19 protein-coding genes are annotated in these 18,107 nt (G+C 72.2%); 7 read left to right on the top strand and 12 right to left on the bottom strand.

Annotation, left to right across the window (positions count from 1 at the left end; translation table 11 throughout):
• Positions 1–8: 8 nt before the first annotated feature.
• Together ABZU53_RS22440 and ABZU53_RS22435 are read right to left on the bottom strand one after the other, a co-directional pair.
• A complete protein-coding gene (locus ABZU53_RS22440) occupies positions 9–1,763 on the bottom strand; it encodes a thiamine pyrophosphate-binding protein (RefSeq protein WP_355067257.1) in 1,755 nt (584 codons plus the stop codon).
• Positions 1,756–2,880 (bottom strand): Vms1/Ankzf1 family peptidyl-tRNA hydrolase, encoded by a 1,125-nt coding sequence (locus tag ABZU53_RS22435; RefSeq protein ID WP_354863081.1) that lies wholly within the window; start codon positions 2,878–2,880, stop codon positions 1,756–1,758. Before ABZU53_RS22435 ends, ABZU53_RS22440 begins: the two co-directional genes overlap by 8 nt.
• 142 nt (positions 2,881–3,022) lie before the next feature.
• On the opposite strand from ABZU53_RS22435, the gene ABZU53_RS22430 reads away from it, so the two are divergent.
• Entirely contained in the window at positions 3,023–3,571 is a 549-nt protein-coding gene (locus ABZU53_RS22430; RefSeq protein WP_354863085.1) for a hypothetical protein, read from the top strand.
• A 40-nt stretch (positions 3,572–3,611) separates the two neighbouring features.
• Here ABZU53_RS22430 and ABZU53_RS22425 read toward each other — a convergent pair whose 3' ends face one another.
• Positions 3,612–3,950: a DUF3817 domain-containing protein gene (locus tag ABZU53_RS22425; RefSeq protein WP_354863080.1), complete on the bottom strand. Its 339-nt coding sequence runs from the start codon at positions 3,948–3,950 to the stop codon at positions 3,612–3,614.
• A 184-nt stretch (positions 3,951–4,134) separates the two neighbouring features.
• On the opposite strand from ABZU53_RS22425, the gene ABZU53_RS22420 reads away from it, so the two are divergent.
• Positions 4,135–5,613 carry a glutamate--cysteine ligase gene (locus tag ABZU53_RS22420; protein ID WP_354863078.1) on the top strand — a complete coding sequence of 493 codons (1,479 nt, stop codon included), beginning with the start codon at positions 4,135–4,137 and terminating at the stop codon, positions 5,611–5,613.
• Between the two features lie 13 nt (positions 5,614–5,626).
• On the opposite strand, the gene ABZU53_RS22415 is transcribed toward ABZU53_RS22420, so the two are convergent.
• From ABZU53_RS22415 to ABZU53_RS22400, 4 genes are all read right to left on the bottom strand, one after another.
• Positions 5,627–6,013, bottom strand: a complete 387-nt coding sequence (locus ABZU53_RS22415; RefSeq protein ID WP_354863076.1) for a DUF2267 domain-containing protein — start codon at positions 6,011–6,013, stop codon at positions 5,627–5,629.
• A gap of 329 nt (positions 6,014–6,342) precedes the next feature.
• On the bottom strand, positions 6,343–7,515 hold the full coding sequence (locus ABZU53_RS22410; protein WP_355067256.1) for a zinc-dependent alcohol dehydrogenase: 1,173 nt from the start codon (positions 7,513–7,515) through the stop codon (positions 6,343–6,345).
• A gap of 30 nt (positions 7,516–7,545) precedes the next feature.
• A complete protein-coding gene (locus tag ABZU53_RS22405) occupies positions 7,546–8,496 on the bottom strand; it encodes an SRPBCC family protein (RefSeq protein ID WP_355067255.1) in 951 nt (316 codons plus the stop codon).
• Between the two features lie 150 nt (positions 8,497–8,646).
• Positions 8,647–9,153, bottom strand: coding sequence for a DUF6584 family protein (locus ABZU53_RS22400; RefSeq protein ID WP_354862279.1), 507 nt, complete (start codon positions 9,151–9,153; stop codon positions 8,647–8,649).
• A gap of 198 nt (positions 9,154–9,351) precedes the next feature.
• Here ABZU53_RS22400 and ABZU53_RS22395 point away from each other — a divergent pair, with 198 nt between their 5' ends.
• Positions 9,352–9,720 carry an SCP2 sterol-binding domain-containing protein gene (locus tag ABZU53_RS22395; RefSeq protein ID WP_355067254.1) on the top strand — a complete coding sequence of 123 codons (369 nt, stop codon included), beginning with the start codon at positions 9,352–9,354 and terminating at the stop codon, positions 9,718–9,720.
• A 5-nt stretch (positions 9,721–9,725) separates the two neighbouring features.
• The gene (locus ABZU53_RS22390; protein WP_355067280.1) at positions 9,726–11,789 is read left to right on the top strand and encodes a glycogen debranching N-terminal domain-containing protein; all 2,064 of its coding nucleotides are present in this window, start codon (positions 9,726–9,728) and stop codon (positions 11,787–11,789) included.
• Positions 11,790–11,792: 3 nt separating this feature from the next.
• Here ABZU53_RS22390 and ABZU53_RS22385 read toward each other — a convergent pair whose 3' ends face one another.
• A complete protein-coding gene (locus ABZU53_RS22385; protein WP_354862276.1) occupies positions 11,793–12,506 on the bottom strand; it encodes a helix-turn-helix domain-containing protein in 714 nt (237 codons plus the stop codon).
• A gap of 243 nt (positions 12,507–12,749) precedes the next feature.
• Here ABZU53_RS22385 and ABZU53_RS22380 point away from each other — a divergent pair, with 243 nt between their 5' ends.
• Together ABZU53_RS22380 and ABZU53_RS22375 are read left to right on the top strand one after the other, a co-directional pair.
• A complete protein-coding gene (locus ABZU53_RS22380; protein ID WP_355067253.1) occupies positions 12,750–13,415 on the top strand; it encodes a DUF4097 family beta strand repeat-containing protein in 666 nt (221 codons plus the stop codon).
• Positions 13,416–13,441: 26 nt separating this feature from the next.
• Complete coding sequence (locus tag ABZU53_RS22375) at positions 13,442–14,260, top strand: alpha/beta fold hydrolase (RefSeq protein WP_354862273.1); 819 nt, start codon at positions 13,442–13,444, stop codon at positions 14,258–14,260.
• Between the two features lie 107 nt (positions 14,261–14,367).
• Here ABZU53_RS22375 and ABZU53_RS22370 read toward each other — a convergent pair whose 3' ends face one another.
• The 3 genes from ABZU53_RS22370 to ABZU53_RS22360 are packed head-to-tail and all read right to left on the bottom strand — an operon-like array spanning position 14,368 to position 15,984.
• Positions 14,368–14,889, bottom strand: coding sequence for a DUF5990 family protein (locus ABZU53_RS22370; RefSeq protein WP_355067252.1), 522 nt, complete (start codon positions 14,887–14,889; stop codon positions 14,368–14,370).
• A gap of 10 nt (positions 14,890–14,899) precedes the next feature.
• Positions 14,900–15,499, bottom strand: coding sequence for a dihydrofolate reductase family protein (locus tag ABZU53_RS22365; RefSeq protein WP_355067251.1), 600 nt, complete (start codon positions 15,497–15,499; stop codon positions 14,900–14,902).
• Between the two features lie 32 nt (positions 15,500–15,531).
• Positions 15,532–15,984, bottom strand: coding sequence for a pyridoxamine 5'-phosphate oxidase family protein (locus tag ABZU53_RS22360; protein ID WP_355067250.1), 453 nt, complete (start codon positions 15,982–15,984; stop codon positions 15,532–15,534).
• Between the two features lie 15 nt (positions 15,985–15,999).
• Between ABZU53_RS22360 and ABZU53_RS22355 the strand changes: the two genes are divergently transcribed.
• Positions 16,000–16,581, top strand: a complete 582-nt coding sequence (locus tag ABZU53_RS22355; protein WP_355067278.1) for a winged helix-turn-helix transcriptional regulator — start codon at positions 16,000–16,002, stop codon at positions 16,579–16,581.
• Here the strand turns inward: ABZU53_RS22355 and ABZU53_RS22350 are convergent.
• Complete coding sequence (locus ABZU53_RS22350) at positions 16,578–18,098, bottom strand: hypothetical protein (RefSeq protein ID WP_355067249.1); 1,521 nt, start codon at positions 18,096–18,098, stop codon at positions 16,578–16,580. The two genes, ABZU53_RS22355 and ABZU53_RS22350, sit on opposite strands and share 4 nt — an antisense overlap.
• Positions 18,099–18,107 lie beyond the last annotated feature (9 nt).

Below are 18,107 nucleotides of genomic sequence, written 5' to 3'. Positions count from 1 at the left end.
AGGTACGCCTAAACGAGATCGTCGACGGCCACCGCCTGCTCGACCTGCTCGCGTACCCGCCGGGCGCCCTCCCCCTCGGCATACAGTCCGCGCAGGTCGGCGAAGGCCGGCTCCGGCGGCGCCAACGACACCGCCGGGTCGACTACCGCTTCCAGGACGCAGGGGCGGTCCGCGGCGAGCGCCTCGTCCCAGGCGGCGCCGACCAGTTCCGGGCGGTCCACCCGGACACCGTGCAGCCCGAGCAGGCGGGCCCAGCCGGCGTACGGCACGTCCGGGCGCCGGTGGGTGAGGTCGGACGACGGCTCCCGGCCACCGCCCATGCCGTTCTGGTCGCGGTTGTTGAGCACGAGCACCACCAACCGTGGGTCGGCCCACCCCTGCCAGTGGTGCGACACCGTGATCAGCTCGGCGAGCCCGTTGAGCTGCATGGCGCCGTCGCCGAGCAGGGCGATCACCGGCTGGCCGGGCGCGGCGAGTTTGGCGGCCACCGCGTACGGCAGGGCGCAGCCCATCGAGCCGAGGGTGCCGCACAGTTGCGCGTTCACCCCGGGCGGCAGGACGAGGTGCCGGGCGTACCAGTAGAGGACCGAGCCGACGTCGACCGCGACCGAGCCGGTCCGCGGCGCCCGGGTGGAGAGTTCCTGGAGCACGAGCTGCGGGTTGATCGGTTCGGCGGGCGCGGCGGCCCGGTCGGCCGCGGTCGCCCGCCAGCGGTCGACCGCGCTCTCCACCGTGGCACGCCACTGCTGGTGCGGCCGCGACGGCACCCGCGCCAGCAGCGCGCGCAGCGTCTCGGCCGCGTCCCCGACCAGGGGCACGTCGGCCGGGTACCGGCTGCCGATGCGGGTGCCGTCGATGTCGATCTGCACGGTGCGGGCCTGGTCGGGCATCGGGAAGTAGTCGGTCCACGGGTCGTTGGTGCCGACCAGCAGGAGCGTGTCGCAGCCGCCCATCAGCTCGGCGGCGGCCGGCGTGCCGACCTCGCCGAGCACGCCGGCGTGGAAGGGCAGCCGCTCGTCGAGGACCGGCTTGCCCAGCAGCGAGGTGGCCACCCCGGCGCCGAGCCGGTCGGCCAGCTCGATGATCTCGTCGGCGGCGCCCCGGCCCCCCTGGCCCACCAGGATCGCGGTGCGCTGGCCGTTGCCGAGGATCTGCGCGGCGGCGTCGAGGTCCACCTCGTACGGCAGCACCCGGGCCAGCGGCTCACCGGGAGTCGCCGTGATCACGCCGACCGCGTGCGCGCCCAGGTCGGGCACCACGGCCTCCTGCAGGTGCCGAGGCAGCACCACACAGGTCGGGCTGCGGGTCGCCGCCGCGGTGCGGAACGCCTGGTCCAGCAGCGCCGGTACGCTCTCCGGGCTGCGGCCGTACTGGACGAACTGGTTGCACACGTCGCCGAAGAGCCGGCTCAAACCGATCTGCTGGTGCGCGCCGCCCAGGGGCCCGGTGACGTCCTCGCCGACGATCGCGACGACCGGTTTGCTGTCCAGCTTCGCGTCGTAGAGGCCGTTGAGCAGTTGCACCGCGCTGGGCCCCTGGGTGGCCAGGCAGACCCCGATGCCGCCGGTGAACTTGGCGTGCCCGGTGGCCATGAACGAGGCGGTCTCCTCGTGCCGGGCCGGGACGAACGCCGGATCACCCCCGGAGCGGTCCAGCGCCTCGACCAGCGGGGCGATCGCCGCACCGGGGTAGCCGAAGGCGCGCGGGACCCGCCAGGCCCGCAGCCGGTCCACCACCAGGTCCGCGACACGGCGCTCAGCCATTGCCGCGCCCCGGGGTGCCTTCGTCGACGTAGCGCAGCACCGCGCCGACGCCGTCGGTGAGCTCGGGCGCCTCGTCCGCGCCGAGCACGGTCAACGCCGCGTCGGTGCCGACCAGCGCGCGGACCAGCGCCGCGTCGGCGCGTACCCGCTGGGGGTCGTCCACCGACATCGCGCTGAGCTGGCCGGGGTCGACGGCGATCTCGGTCGGCTCCGGGCCGATCCACAGCTCACCGTTGGCCGACGGGTCGTCCACGATCAGCATGGTGTCGACCTGGTTGCGTTGCAGGGCCGAGACGACCGCGTCGAGACCGGCGCCCACGTCCTCCTGCACGCCGAAACGGTCCAGCGCGGCGGTGATCCGCTGGTCGGCGACCTCCGCGATGGTCTGCACGGTGAGGTCGTCGAGCATGGTCTGGTCGGCGCCGCCGGCCCGGGACCCGGCGTCGGTACGGACCACCAGGTCCTGCCAGCGCTCCGGCATCTGGGCGGCGATCATGCCGGTGGCCCGGACGTCGCCGGCCACCACCACCACGTCCGCGCCGACCCTGTCGGCCAGCTGCACGGTCGCGGCTGTCACGTCGCCAGCGTTCTGGTGCCACGCCTCCATGGCGGCGCGCTGATAGCGCGACTGGGACCAGCCGCCGGGCTGCACGCGACGCAGCGGGAAGCTGTCCCGGCCGGCGACGTGCGCCCGTCGGGGCACCCCGCCCGCGCTGACCGCCATCGCGTCGCCGCCGGTGCGGTCGGCGACCACCCGGACCCAGGCCACCTGTTCGCCGCGCTGGGCGAGCAGCGGCATCACGTGCGGCAGTGGCCCGAAACTGGCCAGGTCGCGCAGCGGCGGCGCGGACAGGTACTCGGAGAGCACCACCCGGCCGTGGCTGGCGAAGACGGCCAGGCCGTAGTCACCGACCATCGGGTCGTGACCCCGGATCACCCGGTCCAGCGCGGCGATGCTCGCCTCGTCCGCGCCCTGGTCGGCCAGGCTGCGTTCCAGGGCACGCCAGCGCAGGTCCAGCGCCGGTTTGGCGTCCTCCGTGTCGGCGGAGGCGTCCAGGTACACCGAGCACCACGGCCCGGGTCGGTCGTAGAGCGGGCGCAGGAAGGACAGCTGCATGCTCGACCCCTTTCCAGCTCGGCCCCCCGCTTACCCTGCTCGCCCGGGATGTCACCTCGTGGCCGTGAGCCCGTGACCAGGTTTCATTCACGGCGTTCAACCGGGGACATCGATACGATCAGTGAACACAAGCGGACTCTCGGTGGTGGGGATGGACAGCGGACTCGATACCCGACGGATCGTGCACCCGACGGAGCGGATCGTCACCGGGCGGCTGGTCCGCCTGCTCGACGGCTACACCCGCGAGATACGCGTCGGCCAACCGGTGCTGGTCGCGGTGCTCGCCGCGGCGGCGTTCGCCCGGTTGCCGGCCCTGCTGCTGCGCGCGCTCTTCTCGTTCGGCGGCGGCGGCACCCGGCGGCGCTGGAAGGAGCTGAAGCAGGGCCCGGAGTACCTGGTCACCCCGGTGCGCCTGCGCAACACCGCCGGTCAGCTCTGCGAGGTGGAGCTGCACGGGCACCTGCCGCAGAGCGCGTTGCACCCGGCCGACCAGGTGCAGCTCACGCTGCGCCCGCAGCGTGACCCGGAGTTGCCGCCGCGCATCGAGCGGATCGTCAACCTCACCACCGGGCAGCTGCTCACCCCGCGTACCGCGACGCTCTGGTCGCATCTCGGCCCGCCACTGCTGTTGCAGGCGGCGCTGGGCGCGCTGTTGCTCGCCGGCGTGGTGGCCTGCTCCGCAGTGACCTGACCTGACCCGGCGGCGGCCCGCGCAGCGGCCGGGCCGCGCGTCAGCCGACGGGTGCGGGCTCGCGGGTCGGGCGGCGGTCGACGCCGAGGATTCCCCTGCGACGGGCCCAGCGCTCGAAGATCAGGGTGGCGAACGGCGGCACTGCACAGGCCAGCGCCACCACGGTCACCGGCAGGCTCCACCGGCGCAGTCGGGCCACCGCGAGCACCAGCAGCCCGTACGCGATGAACAGGCCGCCGTGGATCGGGCCGAAGATCTTGACGCCCAGCTCGTTGCCGGGCGGACCGTACTTGACGGCCATTCCGGCCAGCAGGGCCAGCCAGGAGCACGCCTCGGCGATCGCCGCCGCGACGAACAGCCGGGTCACCTTCTCGCGCATCCGGACGCCACCACCTCTCGGGCGGCAATGCTAACGGTGCCGGCCGTTCGCGCCCTCGTCGGCCACGCAGCGTGCGACAGGGGTCACGGAGCCCGCGACTGGGTAGGAAAGAACCCTCGGGTCTTCCCCCGCCCGCCGGCCACGTGCGAGGTTGGGGGGGACCAGCGGTGACAGGGTGGTGACCATGGGCGAGGATGTCGGCGTACGGACCTTCAGTCGGGAGGACCGGGCCCGGTACCGCGAGAAGGTGCGCAACTGCCTGGACGTCTTCGCCGAGATGTTGCGCGAGTCGCGGTTCGACATCGACCGGCCGATGACCGGGCTGGAGATCGAGCTGAACCTCGTCGACGAGGCGTCGAACCCGGCGATGCGCAACGCCGACGTGTTGGCGGCCATCGAGGATCCGAGCTTCCAGACGGAGCTGGGCCAGTTCAACATCGAGATCAACGTGCCGCCGCGGCGGCTGACCGGCACCGGCACCGCCGACTTCGAGGAGCACGTGCGGGCCAGCCTCAACGCCGCCGAGGAGAAGGCGCGGGCGATCGGCGCGCACATGGTCATGATCGGCATCCTGCCGACGTTGCGCCCCGAGCACCTGACCGCCGAGACGCTCTCGGCGAACCCGCGCTACAAGCTGCTCAACGAGCAGATCTTCGCCGCCCGGGGTGAGGACCTGCCGATCGCCATCAGCGGGGTGGAGCGCCTGGCGGTCACCGCCGACACGATCACCCCGGAGGCGGCCTGCACGAGCACCCAGTTCCACCTCCAGGTCAGCCCGGCGCAGTTCGCCGACTACTGGAACGCCGCCCAGGTGGTCGCCGGCATCCAGGTGGCGTTGGGCGCGAACGCACCGCTGTTCTTCGGCCGGGAGCTGTGGCGCGAGACCCGCATCCCGCTGTTCCAGCAGGCCACCGACACCCGGCCGGAAGAGATCAAAGCCCAGGGGGTACGCCCCAGAGTCTGGTTCGGCGAGCGGTGGATCACCAGCGTGTTCGACCTGTTCGAGGAGAACGTCCGTTACTTCCCGGCGCTGCTGCCGGTGTGCGACCCGCAGGACCCGGCGCAGACCCTCGCGGCCGGCGAGGTGCCCAACCTCGCCGAGCTGCGGCTGCACAACGGCACGATCTACCGCTGGAACCGCCCGGTGTACGACGTGTCGCGCGGCCGGCCGCACCTGCGCGTCGAGAACCGGGTGCTGCCGGCCGGGCCGACCGTGCTGGACACCATCGCCAACGGGGCCTTCTACTTCGGACTGGTCCGCGCCCTGGCCGAGTCGGATCGCCCACTGTGGTCACAGATGTCGTTCAGCGCCGCCGAGGAGAACTTCACCAGTTGCGCACGGCACGGCATCGACGCGCAGGTCTTCTGGCCCGGCCTCGGTTACCTGCCGGTCACCGAGCTGGTGCTGCGCCGGCTGCTGCCGATGGCGCACCACGGCCTGGACCGGTGGGGCCTCGACCCGACCGAGCGCGACCGGCTGCTGGGCATCATCGAGCAGCGCTGCCTGACCAGCCGCAACGGCGCGACCTGGCAGGTGGAAACGCTGCACCGGTTGGAGTCCGCCGATCACCTGGACCGGCCGGAGGCGCTGCGCGAGGTGGTCCGGCACTACGTGACGCTGATGCACAGCAACCGGCCGGTGCACGAGTGGCCGATCCCCTGATGTGCGGCGGCGGTCAACCGCGCGGTGTCGGCACGCCGAACAGGTCGATGATGCCGCCCGGCAGTTGGGCGAGCAGGTCCTGTCGCTCGTCGTCGTTGAGGGCCTCGGCGACGGTACGCAGCACCGCCTGGGCGTGTTGACGCACCTGGTCCGCGTTCGCGACCTGCTCCCGGTCGCCGACGTGCTTGAGGAACTCACCGATGTCCCACCGGCGGCCCTGCGGATTACGGGTGACCGACGCGTCCAGCCGATCCGGTAGCTGTGCCGCCAGGTGGTCGGCCTCCTGGCCGGCGAGCCGTTCGCCGAGCACCGACAGGACGGCCTGTACGGACCGCACGGCCTCGTTCTCCCCGAGGCCCGCACGCTGGCGCACCGTGGCGATCATCTGGTCGTACTCCATGACCCGCTCCTTCCGTCTGCTCGGCCGGCCGTGCGGCCCGCCGGGCGAACGGGGCGGTTTCCCCGGCTCGCCGGGCACAAACGGGGTGGCACGGCGTCCGGTGGTGCGGTGTTCGGGCAGCGGTGGACCGGCACGGGTCCCCCGTCCCGGAATCACCTCCCGGCGAGCGCTGCGGGCGGCGGATCGTCGCGCAGCCGGCTGTAAAGATGTCCGTCGCGCCATCCGACGCCCCTCCCCCGCCACTCGGGGAGCAGCACGATCCCGATCTTCGAGTACGACGCCGCCCCCGAATACCGCCCGGAGGGCCGCGCGCGGCGGCCGGTCGACGCTCAGGCCTTGAGGAGCACCTTCGTACAGTCGTCCTGCTTCTTCTGGAAGATCTTGTAGCCCTTCGCGGCGTCGCGTAGCGGCAGCCGGTGGCTGACGACGAAGCTCGGGTCGATCTCGCCGAGCTGGATGCGTTCCAGCAGTGGCCGGGTGTAGCGCTGCACGTGACACTGGCCGGTCCGCATGATCAGCGACCGGTTCATGAACGCGCCCATCGGGAACTTGTCGACGAAGCCCCCGTACGCGCCGATGACCGACACCACCCCGCCGGAGCGGCAGGCCAGGATCGCCTCGCGCAGCGCGAAGGGCCGTTCCGTCTCGGTCCGCGTGGCCTGTTTGGCCCGGTCGTACGCGTACAGGGCCGCGTTGCCGTGGTGGCCCTCCAGGCCGACCGCGTCGATGCACGCGTCCGGCCCCCGGCCGGCGGTCATCTCGTCGAGGGTGTCCAGCACGTCGGCCTCGGCATAGTTGATCGTCTCGGCGCCGACGTGCTCCTCGGCGAGCCGCAGCCGGTACGGGAACCGGTCGATGACGATCACGCGCTCCGCGCCGAGCAGCCGGGCGCTGGCGGCGGCGAGCAGCCCGACCGGTCCCGCGCCCCAGACCGCGATGACCTGCCCCGGTTTGATGTCGCACATCTCGGCGCCCATGTAGCCGGTCGGGAAGGCGTCGGCGAGCATGACCGCCTGGTCGTCGGGGATGTAGTCGGGCACCTTGAGCGGGCCGACGTCGGCGAACGGCACCCGGGCGTACTCGGCCTGACCGCCCGCGTACCCGCCGAGGAGGTGGGAGTAGCCGAAGATGCCGGCCGGCGAGTGGCCCATGACCTTCTCGGCGATCCCGGCGTTGGGGTTGGAGTTCTCGCACACCGAGTACAGGCCCCGCTGGCACGACGAGCAGTGCCCACAGGCGATCGGGAAGGGCACCACCACCCGGTCGCCGGGCTTGAGGTTGCGCACCTGCGGGCCAACCTCCACCACCTCGCCCATGAACTCGTGGCCGAGGATGTCTCCCTTGCGCATGGCCGGGATGTAGCCGTGGTAGAGGTGCAGGTCGGAGCCGCAGATCGCGGTGGTGCTGATCTTCACGATCGCGTCGCGGGCATTCATGATCGTCGGGTCGGGCACGTCGATCACCTTGACGCTGTCGGTGCCCATCCAGGCGGTGGCCTTCATCTCCGCGGTCCCTTTCGACGGCGTGGGTGGTCAGCGACGGGACGCCGGCAGCGGCTGCGCGGGCCGCTGCATGGCCTGCTGGCGTACGGAGATGCCGTTCGGGCTGCCCTCGGAGCGGACCACCTCGCCGGCCTCCAGCACCTGCTTGAACCGGCGCAGGTCGTCGCGGACCTGCTGCTCGGGCTCCGCACCGAAGAGCTTGGCCACCGACCGGCCCAGCGCGCCGGCCGGGGGCGCGTAGCGCAGTTGCACCCGCACCTCGGTGCCCCGGTCGCCCGGGGCGGGCGCGAACCGGACCCGCCCGGCGTTGGCCACCCGGGTGCCCGGCAGCGAGCGCCAGGTGATGGCCCTGTTCGGCTGGTCGTCGATGATCTCGGCGTCCCACTCGACGTGGCGACCGGCCGGGCCGCGCGCGACCCAGTGGGAGCGGCGCAGGTCGTCGGCGCGTACCGACTCCAGGTGCGCCATGAACGTCGGCAGGTTCTCCATGTCGCGCCAGAACCGGTACGCCTCCGCGGGCGACCGGTTCACGGTCACCGCGATCTCCATCCGGATCACCCGGGCGCGGGCCCGTCGCGCGCGGCCGGCGCCGATGGCGACGGCCGCGTCCAGGGCGGTGATGCCGGCGATCGCGGCGGTCGTCAGCGCCAGGCGCCGTCGGCGGTCACCCCGACGGTCGGCCATCGCCCGGCACAGCAGGGTGAGGTCGAGCGCGTCACCGGCCACCCGCGTCCACGCCCAGCCGACAGGGCGGCGGCCGGTGAGCAGGCCGACGGCGTGCACCAGCTCGCGTGCGCCGACGGCCGGGACGACCGCCTGCGCCGCCGGGGAGTCGTCCACCCCGGTCAGTCGCGCGAGGGATCGGGGTGCGGCCAGGGCGCCCACGCCCAGGGCCAGGCTCAACAGGCCCAGCGCCCTCGGCAGGGTCGTCGGGACCGGCCCGTCCAGCTCCGGCAGGAGCACCGTCTCGACTCGATCCATGTCCGGTCCCTTCCGCGGGGCCGTGCCCGCCGACGCGCGGCGCACCGCGGTGGGTCCGCCTCCGTGACGCTATGCGGTACGCCCACCCCAGGAGACCGATTCGGGACAGAACGCCCAAAGGCCGCTCATCCCACGCGTACCCGGGTCCTCCTACAGCGCCCAGCGGAGCACGGTGATCAGGCCGACGACGGTGAGCGCCACCAGGACCAGACCGATCACGGTCGCCACCAGGCAACCCAGCGCGTCCCGCCACGAGTCGGGCTCAGCCGAGCGGGGGCCGAACTCGGTCCAGGTGACCGGGGCGGGGCCCTCCCGCTCGGCCTGGCGGACCAGCTGGGCGAGCCGCGCGCCCGCCACCGGCCCGAGCCGGTCGGTGGGGTCGGCGATCACCCTCAACGCGCGCAGACGTCGCCAGGCGCCCGGGTAGGACCTCTCGAACGCGACGACCTCCTGCGCGCCGGCGTCCTCGGTGAGGAATCCCCACCGCCCGGCCTCGGCCACGTTGCCCACCTGCCGGTACAGCGCGGCACGCCGGGAGCGCAGCTCCAGGTCGTCGGGGTACGCGGCGTTCAGGCTCGTCAGCCGCTGCATCGCGGGGTGGACGTGCCCACGCCGCAGGTCGGCCTCGACCTTCGCCAGTACGCGCTCTCTCGCCATGGCGGACATTGTGAGCGGTACGCCTGCCGCGCCGACACCCGAATTCCGCCGAGCCACTGTTCAGCCGCTGTCCGGCTGCCGACCACCTGGACCCGCTTCACGCTCCCGCCCTGAACGACGCCCACGCTGAGCGTTAACAGCGCCCCGCAGCGGGTAGCTGCCATCCGTTTCTACCCAGCGCGCGCCCGGGGCGGTGGGATGTCGGCGACCAGTGCCTTCTTCGAGCGGCTGGCCGCTGCCTGCCGGGATCCGCGTTTCCAGAAGGTGTGCGGAAGCGTGCGCTTCGACATCGGGAGCGGGGACGACCTGGAGCAGTGGTTCCTCGTCATCGACCACGGCGACATGCAGGTGTCCAGGAGCGGCGACCCCGCCACCACCGTCATCACGGTGTCCGCGCAGGTCGCGGACGCGATGGCGCGCGGTGAGGTGAACGGGCTGGCGGCGATCACCCGCGGCGAGATCCTGGTCGACGGTGATCTCGGCCTGGCGTTGCGCATCGGACGGCTGTTTCCGCGAGCAGCCGGCCGCCCCACCGAGTCGGCCCGGCAAGCGGAACGTAGCCGATGAGGGACATCCCCGGCACCGTGTCGTGCATCGACGGGAACACGTTCATCGTGTCGGACGCCAGTGGCGACGTGCATTCCTCACCGGCCACCCCGGTCGGGCTGTTCGCCGCCGACACCCGCTTCCTGTCCCGCTGGGTGCTCACCGTCAACGGTGAACGCATGGCCGCCCTGTCGGTGGACGACAGCCAGTACTACGAGGTCACGTTCTTCGTCGTGCCGGGTGGGGCGGTCGACTACGTCGAGGCGGACGTGTCCGCCATCCGGCGACGACAACTCGGCCCGGACCTGACCAAGTCGCTGACGATCTTCAACTACGGTCAGTCGATTGTCGACCTGGACGTCCGCCTGGAGGTGGCGGCCGACTTCGCCGACATCTTCGAGATCAAGTTCGACCTCCACGACAAGGTCGGCAGCTACTACACCCAGATCGACGCGAACGAGTTGCGGATGGGCTATCGGCGCGGCACGTATCGGCGCGAGGTTGTCGTGTCGGCGAGCGAGCCGGCCACCATCGATCCGAGCGGCTTCCGGTTCGCCGTGCGTCTGGAGCCCGGGCAGCAGTGGACCACCCGGTTGCAGGCCGCCATGCGGGCACTGCGCCCGGACGGCGTCGACCTGCGTGACGCCCTGCGGGCGCAGCGCCCGGACGACTCCACTCTGCCGGACAGCGTGCGGGAGTGGGTCGCGCAGGCGCCGACACTGGACACCGAGAGCGCGGCGCTGCAGCAGGTGTACCACCGCAGCCTGGTGGACCTGGCAGCGCTGCGCTTCGCGCCGCTCTCGCTCGGCGGCGCGACCGTACCCGCGGCCGGGTTGCCCTGGTTCATGACCCTGTTCGGCCGCGACAGCCTGCTGACCTGCCTGCAGACCCTGCCCATCACACCGTCGTTGGCCCCGCCGACGCTGCGGATCCTCGCGTCGTTGCAGGGCGCCCGGTCCGACGACGTCCTGGAGGAGGACCCCGGCCGGATCCTGCACGAGCTGCGCTACGGGGAGTCTGCCGCGTTCGAGGAACAGCCACACTCGCCCTACTACGGCACCGTCGACGCGTCGCCACTGTTCGTGGTGCTGCTCGACGAGTACGAGCGGTGGAGCGGCGACACCGCGCTGGTGATGGAGTTGGAGCAGGAGGCTCGCGCGGCCCTGACCTGGATCGACACGTACGCCGATCTGACGTCGACCGGCTACGTCTGGTACGAGAAACGCAACCGCGACACCGGCCTGGACAACCAGTGCTGGAAGGACTCCTGGGACAGCATCTCCTACGTCGACGGCCGGCTGCCCGGGTTCCCGAGGGCCACGTGCGAGACCCAGGGGTACGCCTACGACGCCAAGATGCGCGGGGCGCGGTTGGCGCGCGCCTTCTGGGGCGACCCCGACTACGCCGACCGCCTGGAAAGCGAGGCGGCAGAGTTGTACGACCGCTTCAACCGCGATTTCTGGCTCGACGACGACGGCTACTACGCCCTCGCGCTCGACCACGACGGGACGCCGGTCGACAGCCTCTCCTCGAACATCGGGCATCTGCTGTGGAGCGGCATCGTGCCACCCGAGCGGGCCGCACGTGTCGTCGAGCACCTGATGGGTCCGGCGCTCTTCTCGGGCTGGGGGGTGCGGACCTTCGCGGAGGGGCAGGGCCGCTACAACCCGCTCGGATACCACAACGGCACCGTCTGGCCGTTCGACAACTCCTTCATCGCCTGGGGCCTGCGCCGGTACGGGTTCGGCACGGAGGCCGGCCGCATCGCCGAGGGCATCCTGTCCGCCGCGACCTTCTTTCAGGGCCGGCTGCCCGAGGCGTTCGGTGGGTACGACCGCAGCACCACCCGCTACCCGGTTCGGTACCCGACCGCCGGCAGCCCGCAGGCGTGGTCCAGCGGGGCGCCCATGCTGCTGCTGCGCACCTTGCTCGGCATCGACCCGCACGACGACCATCTCGCCGTGAATCCCGCGTTGCCGGCCGCCTTCGCCCGGGTCGCGTTGCTGGACATTCCCGGCCGGTGGGGCCGGGTCGACGCGTTCGCCCGCCACCGGCCTGACCGGCCGCCGTCGACGGGCGGAACCGCCTGACGGTCACTCGGGTCTGCTGTGCAGGACGTCACGGGCCTGTTCGGCGGCGCGGGTGATGCTCTCGCTGATGAAGTCCAGGAAGCGGGCGATGTTCTCCAGGCGGGCGGCGGCGGGGGTGTGCGGACCGAGGACGGCGACACCCTGGCGTGCCGTCTCGACGAGCTGGTCGTTGGCGCGGGCGCTGGCGATCGTCGCCTGGTAGAAGAGCTCGTTGTCGACGACGTAGCGGTCGCGGCGGCGCTCGTCGCGCTCCCGGCGCACGAGGCTCTGGCTCTCCAGGAAGGCGATCGCCTTGGAGATGGACGCCGGGCTGACCTGGAGGCGCTGGGCGAGCTCCGACGCGGTCAGGCTGCCCGTGTCGGTGGTGAACAGGCAGGTCAGCACCCGGGCCGACATCTTGTTCAGGCCTGAGGCCATGAGGACGGTCGTGAACGTCTCCTCGTACTCGGCGACGGCCTCGGCGTCACGGCCGTGCGGCTGCGGGACCGACTCGGCCGCGCGGGCGGAGGCGGGCGCGCGTCGGCGGGCGCGGCGTTCGGTGGCGCGGTGGGCCAGGTCGGCGCGGTAGGCGTTCGGACCGCCGTTGCGCAACACCTCGCGGGTGACAGTCGAGGTCGGACGGTCGAGCCGCCGGGCGATCTCGGCGTACGGCAGGCTTTCGGCCAGCCCCAGCGCGATCTGCTGGCGTTCCTGCTGGGTGAGTCTGCCTCCCGGCATCGCGATCTCCTCGGTGGTGGTTTCTCGGAGCGCCTCGGCGCGCTCCCACCATAGCGTTCACCCTCATCCGATTGCAATGGCTCGCCGCCGTAGCGTTGCATTATATTCCGACCTATTGCAACGCTTTCAAGCCGGTGGCCTGCAGATATGTTGATTTATCGCAACAGACTTGTTGCTTGCTATTGGAAAGCAACGTAGCGTTTCCCACATCAGAAACACCGGAACGAGCACCAGGAGAACGTGATGCAGAGCTTCCCGACCCCCGCGCCCATCTCCGCCGTCCTGGACATCCCCGCCGGGCGCGTCCAGTTCATCGCCGCCGACCGCGCGGACACCACAGTCGAGGTCCGGCCCACCGACGCCGGCCGGAGCCGCGACACCCGGGCCGCCGAGCGGACCACCATCGCGTACGCCGACGGCGTCCTGCGGGTCACGACCGCGACCCCCGCCAACCAGCTCCTCGGCCCCTCCGGCTCGGTGGAGGTGACCGTCCAACTGCCCGCCGACTCCCGCGTCGAGGTTTGGGCCGCCAGCGCCGAGCTGCGCGGCGTCGGACGCCTCGGTGACGTCACCGTCGACGGCGCGTACCGCCACATCAAGATCGACGAAGCCGCGAGCGTGCGTCTCACCGCGATCGACGGCGACGTCGAGGTCGGCCGGCTCAACGGCCCGGCCGAGATCAGCACGACGCGGGGCGACATCCTCGTCGCCGAGGCCCGGCGCGGCGCGGTCGTGCTGCGTACCCAGTCCGGCGACATCTCGGTCGCCGCCGCCAGCGGCGTCTCGGCCGCCCTGGACGCCGGCACCGGCCACGGCCGCGTCAGCAACGCCCTCACCAACACCGGCATCGCCGACCTCGACATCCACGCCACCACCTCGCACGGCGACATCACCGCCCGCAGCCTCTGAACCCCCAACCCCTCAGGAGTACGACCATGACGACAAACAATTCCTCCTCGACCAGCTCGACCTGGACCGGCATGGTGCCGGTCGACGACACGGCCCTGGCCGTCACCGACACCGGCGGTTCGGGCATCCCGGTGGTCTTCCTCAACGGCCAGTTCGCCACCCAGGGGTACTGGCGACGCGTCATCACCGACCTGGGCACCGGGTGGCGGCACATCACCTACGACGAGCGAGCCCGCGGCAGAAAGTCGGGGCGCTCGGCGGACTATTCGTTCGAGGCAGCCGTCCGGGACGTCGACGCCGTTCTCGCCGCCCGGGGCGTGGACCGGGCAGTGCTCGTGGGCTGGTCGTACGGCGCGGTCGTCGGCGCGCACTGGGCCAACCGGAACCCGCAGCGTACCGTCGGCGCGGTGCTGGTCGACGGCGCGTTCCCGCACGACTGGCTGGACGAGGCCATGGAGCGGCGCATCCGGAAGCTGTTCCGGCGGATGCGGTGGTTCATGCCGCTGCTGCGCCCGACGGGCCTGGTCCCGCGGATGAACGCCGACGAGCAGGCGGAGAGCAACATCGAGCTGGGACGGCTCTCCGCCGAGCGCGAGCTGGGCCCGGTGCTCGACGCCATCACCGTTCCGGTGCGGTACGTGGTCGCGTCGGGGACGTCCTTCGGCAGCAAGGGCGACGAGCAGGAACGCATCCGTGCCAGCCTCGACGCGGTGACCGTCCGCAACCCGAACATCCGGGTCGGCGCGAAGGTCGCCAGCAACCACGGCGCGATCCTCAAGAAGGACTTCGCGGCGGTCGCCACCGCCGTACGCGAGGTCGCCGCCCTCGACCGCGAGGTCCGCTGACCCACTCCGCCCGCCGGGTCCCCCGGTCGCCTCGCGCGGCCGGGGTCGCCCGGTGGGCGACCCTGCGGGTCGTGGGCGCCCGCTACGACCTGGACAACGGGCAGGTCTCACTGGTGGCCTGACGACGTCCCCTCCCCCGGCCGTCCGTCTGGGACGGGCGGCCGGGTGGACGTCGCGACCGGCGGCTGTCGCACCGTCCAGGTGATGGCGGGTGGGTGGACCCGGGCGCACACCGGCCCGCCGGTCGCGTCCGTCAGCCCCAGACTGCCCACCAGCAGCCCGTTGCCCTCGTGCGCGGCGCGCAGCAGCTCGGTCGGAATGTCGGTGAACATCAGCTTTGCTCGCCGGAACATCGCGAACCCGTCATCGGACAGCGCGCCCCAGCTCAGGTAGAGAAACCGCGCTCCGGGGCGCCCGTGCACGTACGGTCCGCCGACGTCCAGCACCCCGTCGACCTCCCGGCTGGACACCTCGACGTACCAGCTCGCCGTGCCCGCGTCGGCCCGTACGCGATCGATCACCTCGGTCTTGCGCTGGATTCCGACGTGCACGTTGCCGAGCCGCAGCGCGTCGGCGTCCGCGCCGGCCCGACGGCCTGGGAGGTCACTGCCCTCGATCCGGATCCGCACGCCACCGACTCTAGTTTCTCGGCGCCGACCGCCCGGTTGCAGCACCCCGCGGGCGGTACGTCATGAGGATGACGCCGGACTCGAAGGGTTCGGCGGACACCAGGTCCAGTCGTGCGGGCGGTCGCCCGCCGTCGAACAGCGCCTTGCCCTGGCGCAGGAACAGGGGGTGCACCAGGAGGTGGATCTCGTCGATGAGTCGGAGATCGGCAAGGGAGCGGATCACCGTCAGACTGCCGTAGACCACGATGTCCCCGCCGGATTCACGCTTGATCTCGGCGATCTCGTCGGGGTCGATGCGCGCGATCCTCCGGGTGCCCTTCCAGTCTGCGATGTTGCCCGAGGCGGAGACGACGATCTTTTCCAGGGCGTCGAGCCGCTGGGCATATCCGCGGACGGCCGCCGGTTCGTCGGGGTTGCGGGCGGCCACCGGCCAGTAGCCGGCGAAGTCGGCGTGGGTGACCCGGCCCAGCATCAGGCTGCCGGCGCTCTCCACCAGATCCCGCTCGTACCTCTGCAGCTGGTCGTCGGCCAGCAGCCAGTCCATCTCGTCGTCCGGGCCGGCGACGAATCCGTCCAGGGTGATCCACATCGACACGACGATCTTCGGCATCCCAGTCCTCCATCATGGTGCGTTGATGCTGGTCAGCGACCGCCGCCGAGCGCGGCTCGGACGGGTTCCGGTGTCCGGTCGGGAAAGCGCTCCTGGAAGTCGACGACTCCGACCCACGTCGGGCGCAGGCCGATCCGGACCATCCGGAGGCCCGGCTTGTCGATCGCCGTCAGGTAGGCGTCGCCCACCTCGTCGCCCATCCCCGCGCGCTGGATGACGGCGTACTCCGGCAGGACGCCCTCGACCTCCGTCAGGGTGACCTTCCCGCGCAGCATGAGCACCTCGGGTAGCCCGTCGGCGGTGTCGATGCAGATCGCCACGTCCGGCCGGGCACGCAGGTCGCGGATCTTGTACGTGCCGGCGAACGCGCCGACGACCAGCTCGTCGCCGGTCCACAGGAAGTTCACCGGGATCAGCCGTGGCGACCCGTCCCTGCTGGTGTAGGCGAACCGGGCCAGTCGCGCCACGAGCAGGCGCCGCGCCACGGGGGTGTCGAGCAGCTGCTCGGCCCCCGGCGTTTCAACGACCTGCTCGGCGGGCTCCCCGGGGTCAGCCCGAACGTGCTGAGCCAGCGGCTGCGCGAGCTGACCGAGCACGGCGTGGTGCGACGGCGGGACCTGGGGCCGCCGACGCGTGTCCACCTCTACGAGCTGACCGAATGGGGTCGCGCACTGGAGCCCATCCTGCTGCAGTTCGGCCGCTGGGGCAGCCAGTCCCCGCAGCTACCCGAGGGCGCTCTCGGCATCGACTCCCTGCTGCTCACCCTCAAGGCGGGGTTCGATCCGGCGCGAGCGGCCGATCTCCGCGGCGTCTACGCGTTCCACATCGACGCCGACACCTACCTCGCCGAGGTCGCCGACGACTCGGTGCAGCTGCGCCGCGGCACGACCCCCGAACCCGACGCGACACTCACCACCGACATCGACACCCTCCGAGCCGTCTGCGGGCACCAGATCACCGTGGCGGCGGCAGTGGACGCGGGCGTGCTTGACCTGACCGGTGACAAGGACGCCACGCAGCGCCTCACCGATCTCCTCCTGACTCCGTTCACACCCCGCGCCTTCGCCGACGACGGCACCTAGCGGGGCGGGTGACGCCGGCGCTGCCCCAGCCGGGCCAGCATGTTCTGGTACGCCTTGGTCCGGTCGGCCGCTCGCGGGGACAGCACGTCGGCGCTCATTCCCGCGGACGCTTCGCGCGCGGCAGCGGCGGCCGCCGCGTCGACGAGTGCCCGAAACGCTCGTTCCCGCTCCCGGTGCCGTTCGGACCAGCGTCGGACGGCTCTCGCGGCGAGGTACAGGCCGGCCGCGACGCAGCCGACCGCGATGAGCAGCAGGAACAGGAACGCCACCACCTCGTCGAAGGAGGGCAGAGCCCCGGCCCGGCCGACGGACCGCTCCAGTTGCCGGTCGTCGAGGGCGTCGAGGTAGTCGCCCGCGCCAGCTCCGCCCAGGACGACGAACACCAGGAAGGCAATCACCTGCATCAGCAGGCCGTACCGGGATCGATCGATCCAGGCGGCCGGCGAGGCCGGCCTCGACGCGTACGCCGCACCGAGCCGGAACGCCGACGGTACGAGCACGATCGCGGCGGCCAGCCCACCCGCCACGAGCTGGGCGCTCAGGATGCCCGCGACCCGCGGATCGGGCCAACCCCGGGCCAACCAGGTGACGAGGACGAGGAGGCCCGTCCACCCGGCGACGAACGTCAGCGCCCGCCGCACGGCTGCCGCCCGCGCCGCCGGCCTGGCCCGTTCCGCCTCGGCGGCCTGCCACTGGTCGATCTGCCGCTGCGCGGTGCGGCGCTCCTCGGCGGCCTGGTGTCGCTGCGCCTCCCGCCGGGCCCGCTCGTCGGCACGCCGGGCGTCCTCCGCCTCCCGCCGGGCGCGCTCGTCGGGGCCGACGAACGGCGCCAGCAGGTGGGGCCGGTTCGGCTCCCGCAGCGGATGCCGCGGTGGCAGGTCGGCGGGGACGCGCCACCCGAGGTCGGTGCCGAGCACCACCCGCATGCCACCGACCAGCCGGTCGGGCAGGAGCGTCGCGACAGCGGAGGCGTCGCGTCGGGCGTCGAGGCCGTCGACGATGAGCACCAGCCGCTCGCCCCGCCGCTCGCACGCCTGGGCCGCGTCGATGTACCGGCCCAGCAGGTGCGCCTCCCGGGTGGACCAGGTGAAATGGCCCGGCATGGACCGGTCGGTCAGCTCGACCAACTGCTCCAGCACGACGTCGACGAACGCCTCGCGGGTCTCCCGCTCGGTGCGGCCGGCGACGACGAAGTACGACACGACCCGTACTCCCGGGGGCGGGTGGAGCACGAACCAGGACAGCAGCGCGGTCATCCCGGTGCCCGGGGCAGCCTCCCACCGCAGGTACGCGCCCGACCCGTCACCCGTGCAGAAGGCCGCGAGCCGCGCCAGCTCGGCATCGCGGTCGAGCAGGTCGGCCGGGGCGATCCGGTGCACCTCCGCCAGGTACGCCGACCGTACGACCGGGCCGAAGGTGTTGTACTGGCGACTGTGGGGGCCGAACTGGACGCCCTGGGCGTGGCGGGCGTCGATGCCGCGCGACCGGTCGTCCTCCGACTGCCCGCTGCCGCCCATCTGCCCGGT

This window comes from Micromonospora sp. NPDC005194 (genome assembly GCF_040608335.1).
Taxonomy (GTDB): Bacteria; Actinomycetota; Actinomycetes; order Mycobacteriales; family Micromonosporaceae; genus Micromonospora.
The sequence above is the reverse complement of the archived record's forward strand: the minus strand, read 5'-3'. Positions and strand labels throughout refer to the sequence as shown.

Coding starts and splice junctions, on each gene's coding strand:
- ABZU53_RS22440 (WP_355067257.1), bottom strand. CDS start 1,763: ATGGCTGAGCGCCGTGTCGCGGACCTGGTGGTGGACCGGCTGCGGGCC.
- ABZU53_RS22435 (WP_354863081.1), bottom strand. CDS start 2,880: ATGCAGCTGTCCTTCCTGCGCCCGCTCTACGACCGACCCGGGCCGTGG.
- ABZU53_RS22425 (WP_354863080.1), bottom strand. CDS start 3,950: ATGCGCGAGAAGGTGACCCGGCTGTTCGTCGCGGCGGCGATCGCCGAG.
- ABZU53_RS22420 (WP_354863078.1), top strand. CDS start 4,135: ATGGGCGAGGATGTCGGCGTACGGACCTTCAGTCGGGAGGACCGGGCC.
- ABZU53_RS22415 (WP_354863076.1), bottom strand. CDS start 6,013: ATGGAGTACGACCAGATGATCGCCACGGTGCGCCAGCGTGCGGGCCTC.
- ABZU53_RS22410 (WP_355067256.1), bottom strand. CDS start 7,515: ATGAAGGCCACCGCCTGGATGGGCACCGACAGCGTCAAGGTGATCGAC.
- ABZU53_RS22405 (WP_355067255.1), bottom strand. CDS start 8,496: ATGGATCGAGTCGAGACGGTGCTCCTGCCGGAGCTGGACGGGCCGGTC.
- ABZU53_RS22400 (WP_354862279.1), bottom strand. CDS start 9,153: ATGGCGAGAGAGCGCGTACTGGCGAAGGTCGAGGCCGACCTGCGGCGT.
- ABZU53_RS22395 (WP_355067254.1), top strand. CDS start 9,352: ATGTCGGCGACCAGTGCCTTCTTCGAGCGGCTGGCCGCTGCCTGCCGG.
- ABZU53_RS22385 (WP_354862276.1), bottom strand. CDS start 12,506: ATGCCGGGAGGCAGACTCACCCAGCAGGAACGCCAGCAGATCGCGCTG.
- ABZU53_RS22380 (WP_355067253.1), top strand. CDS start 12,750: ATGCAGAGCTTCCCGACCCCCGCGCCCATCTCCGCCGTCCTGGACATC.
- ABZU53_RS22375 (WP_354862273.1), top strand. CDS start 13,442: ATGACGACAAACAATTCCTCCTCGACCAGCTCGACCTGGACCGGCATG.
- ABZU53_RS22365 (WP_355067251.1), bottom strand. CDS start 15,499: ATGCCGAAGATCGTCGTGTCGATGTGGATCACCCTGGACGGATTCGTC.
- ABZU53_RS22350 (WP_355067249.1), bottom strand. CDS start 18,098: ATGGGCGGCAGCGGGCAGTCGGAGGACGACCGGTCGCGCGGCATCGAC.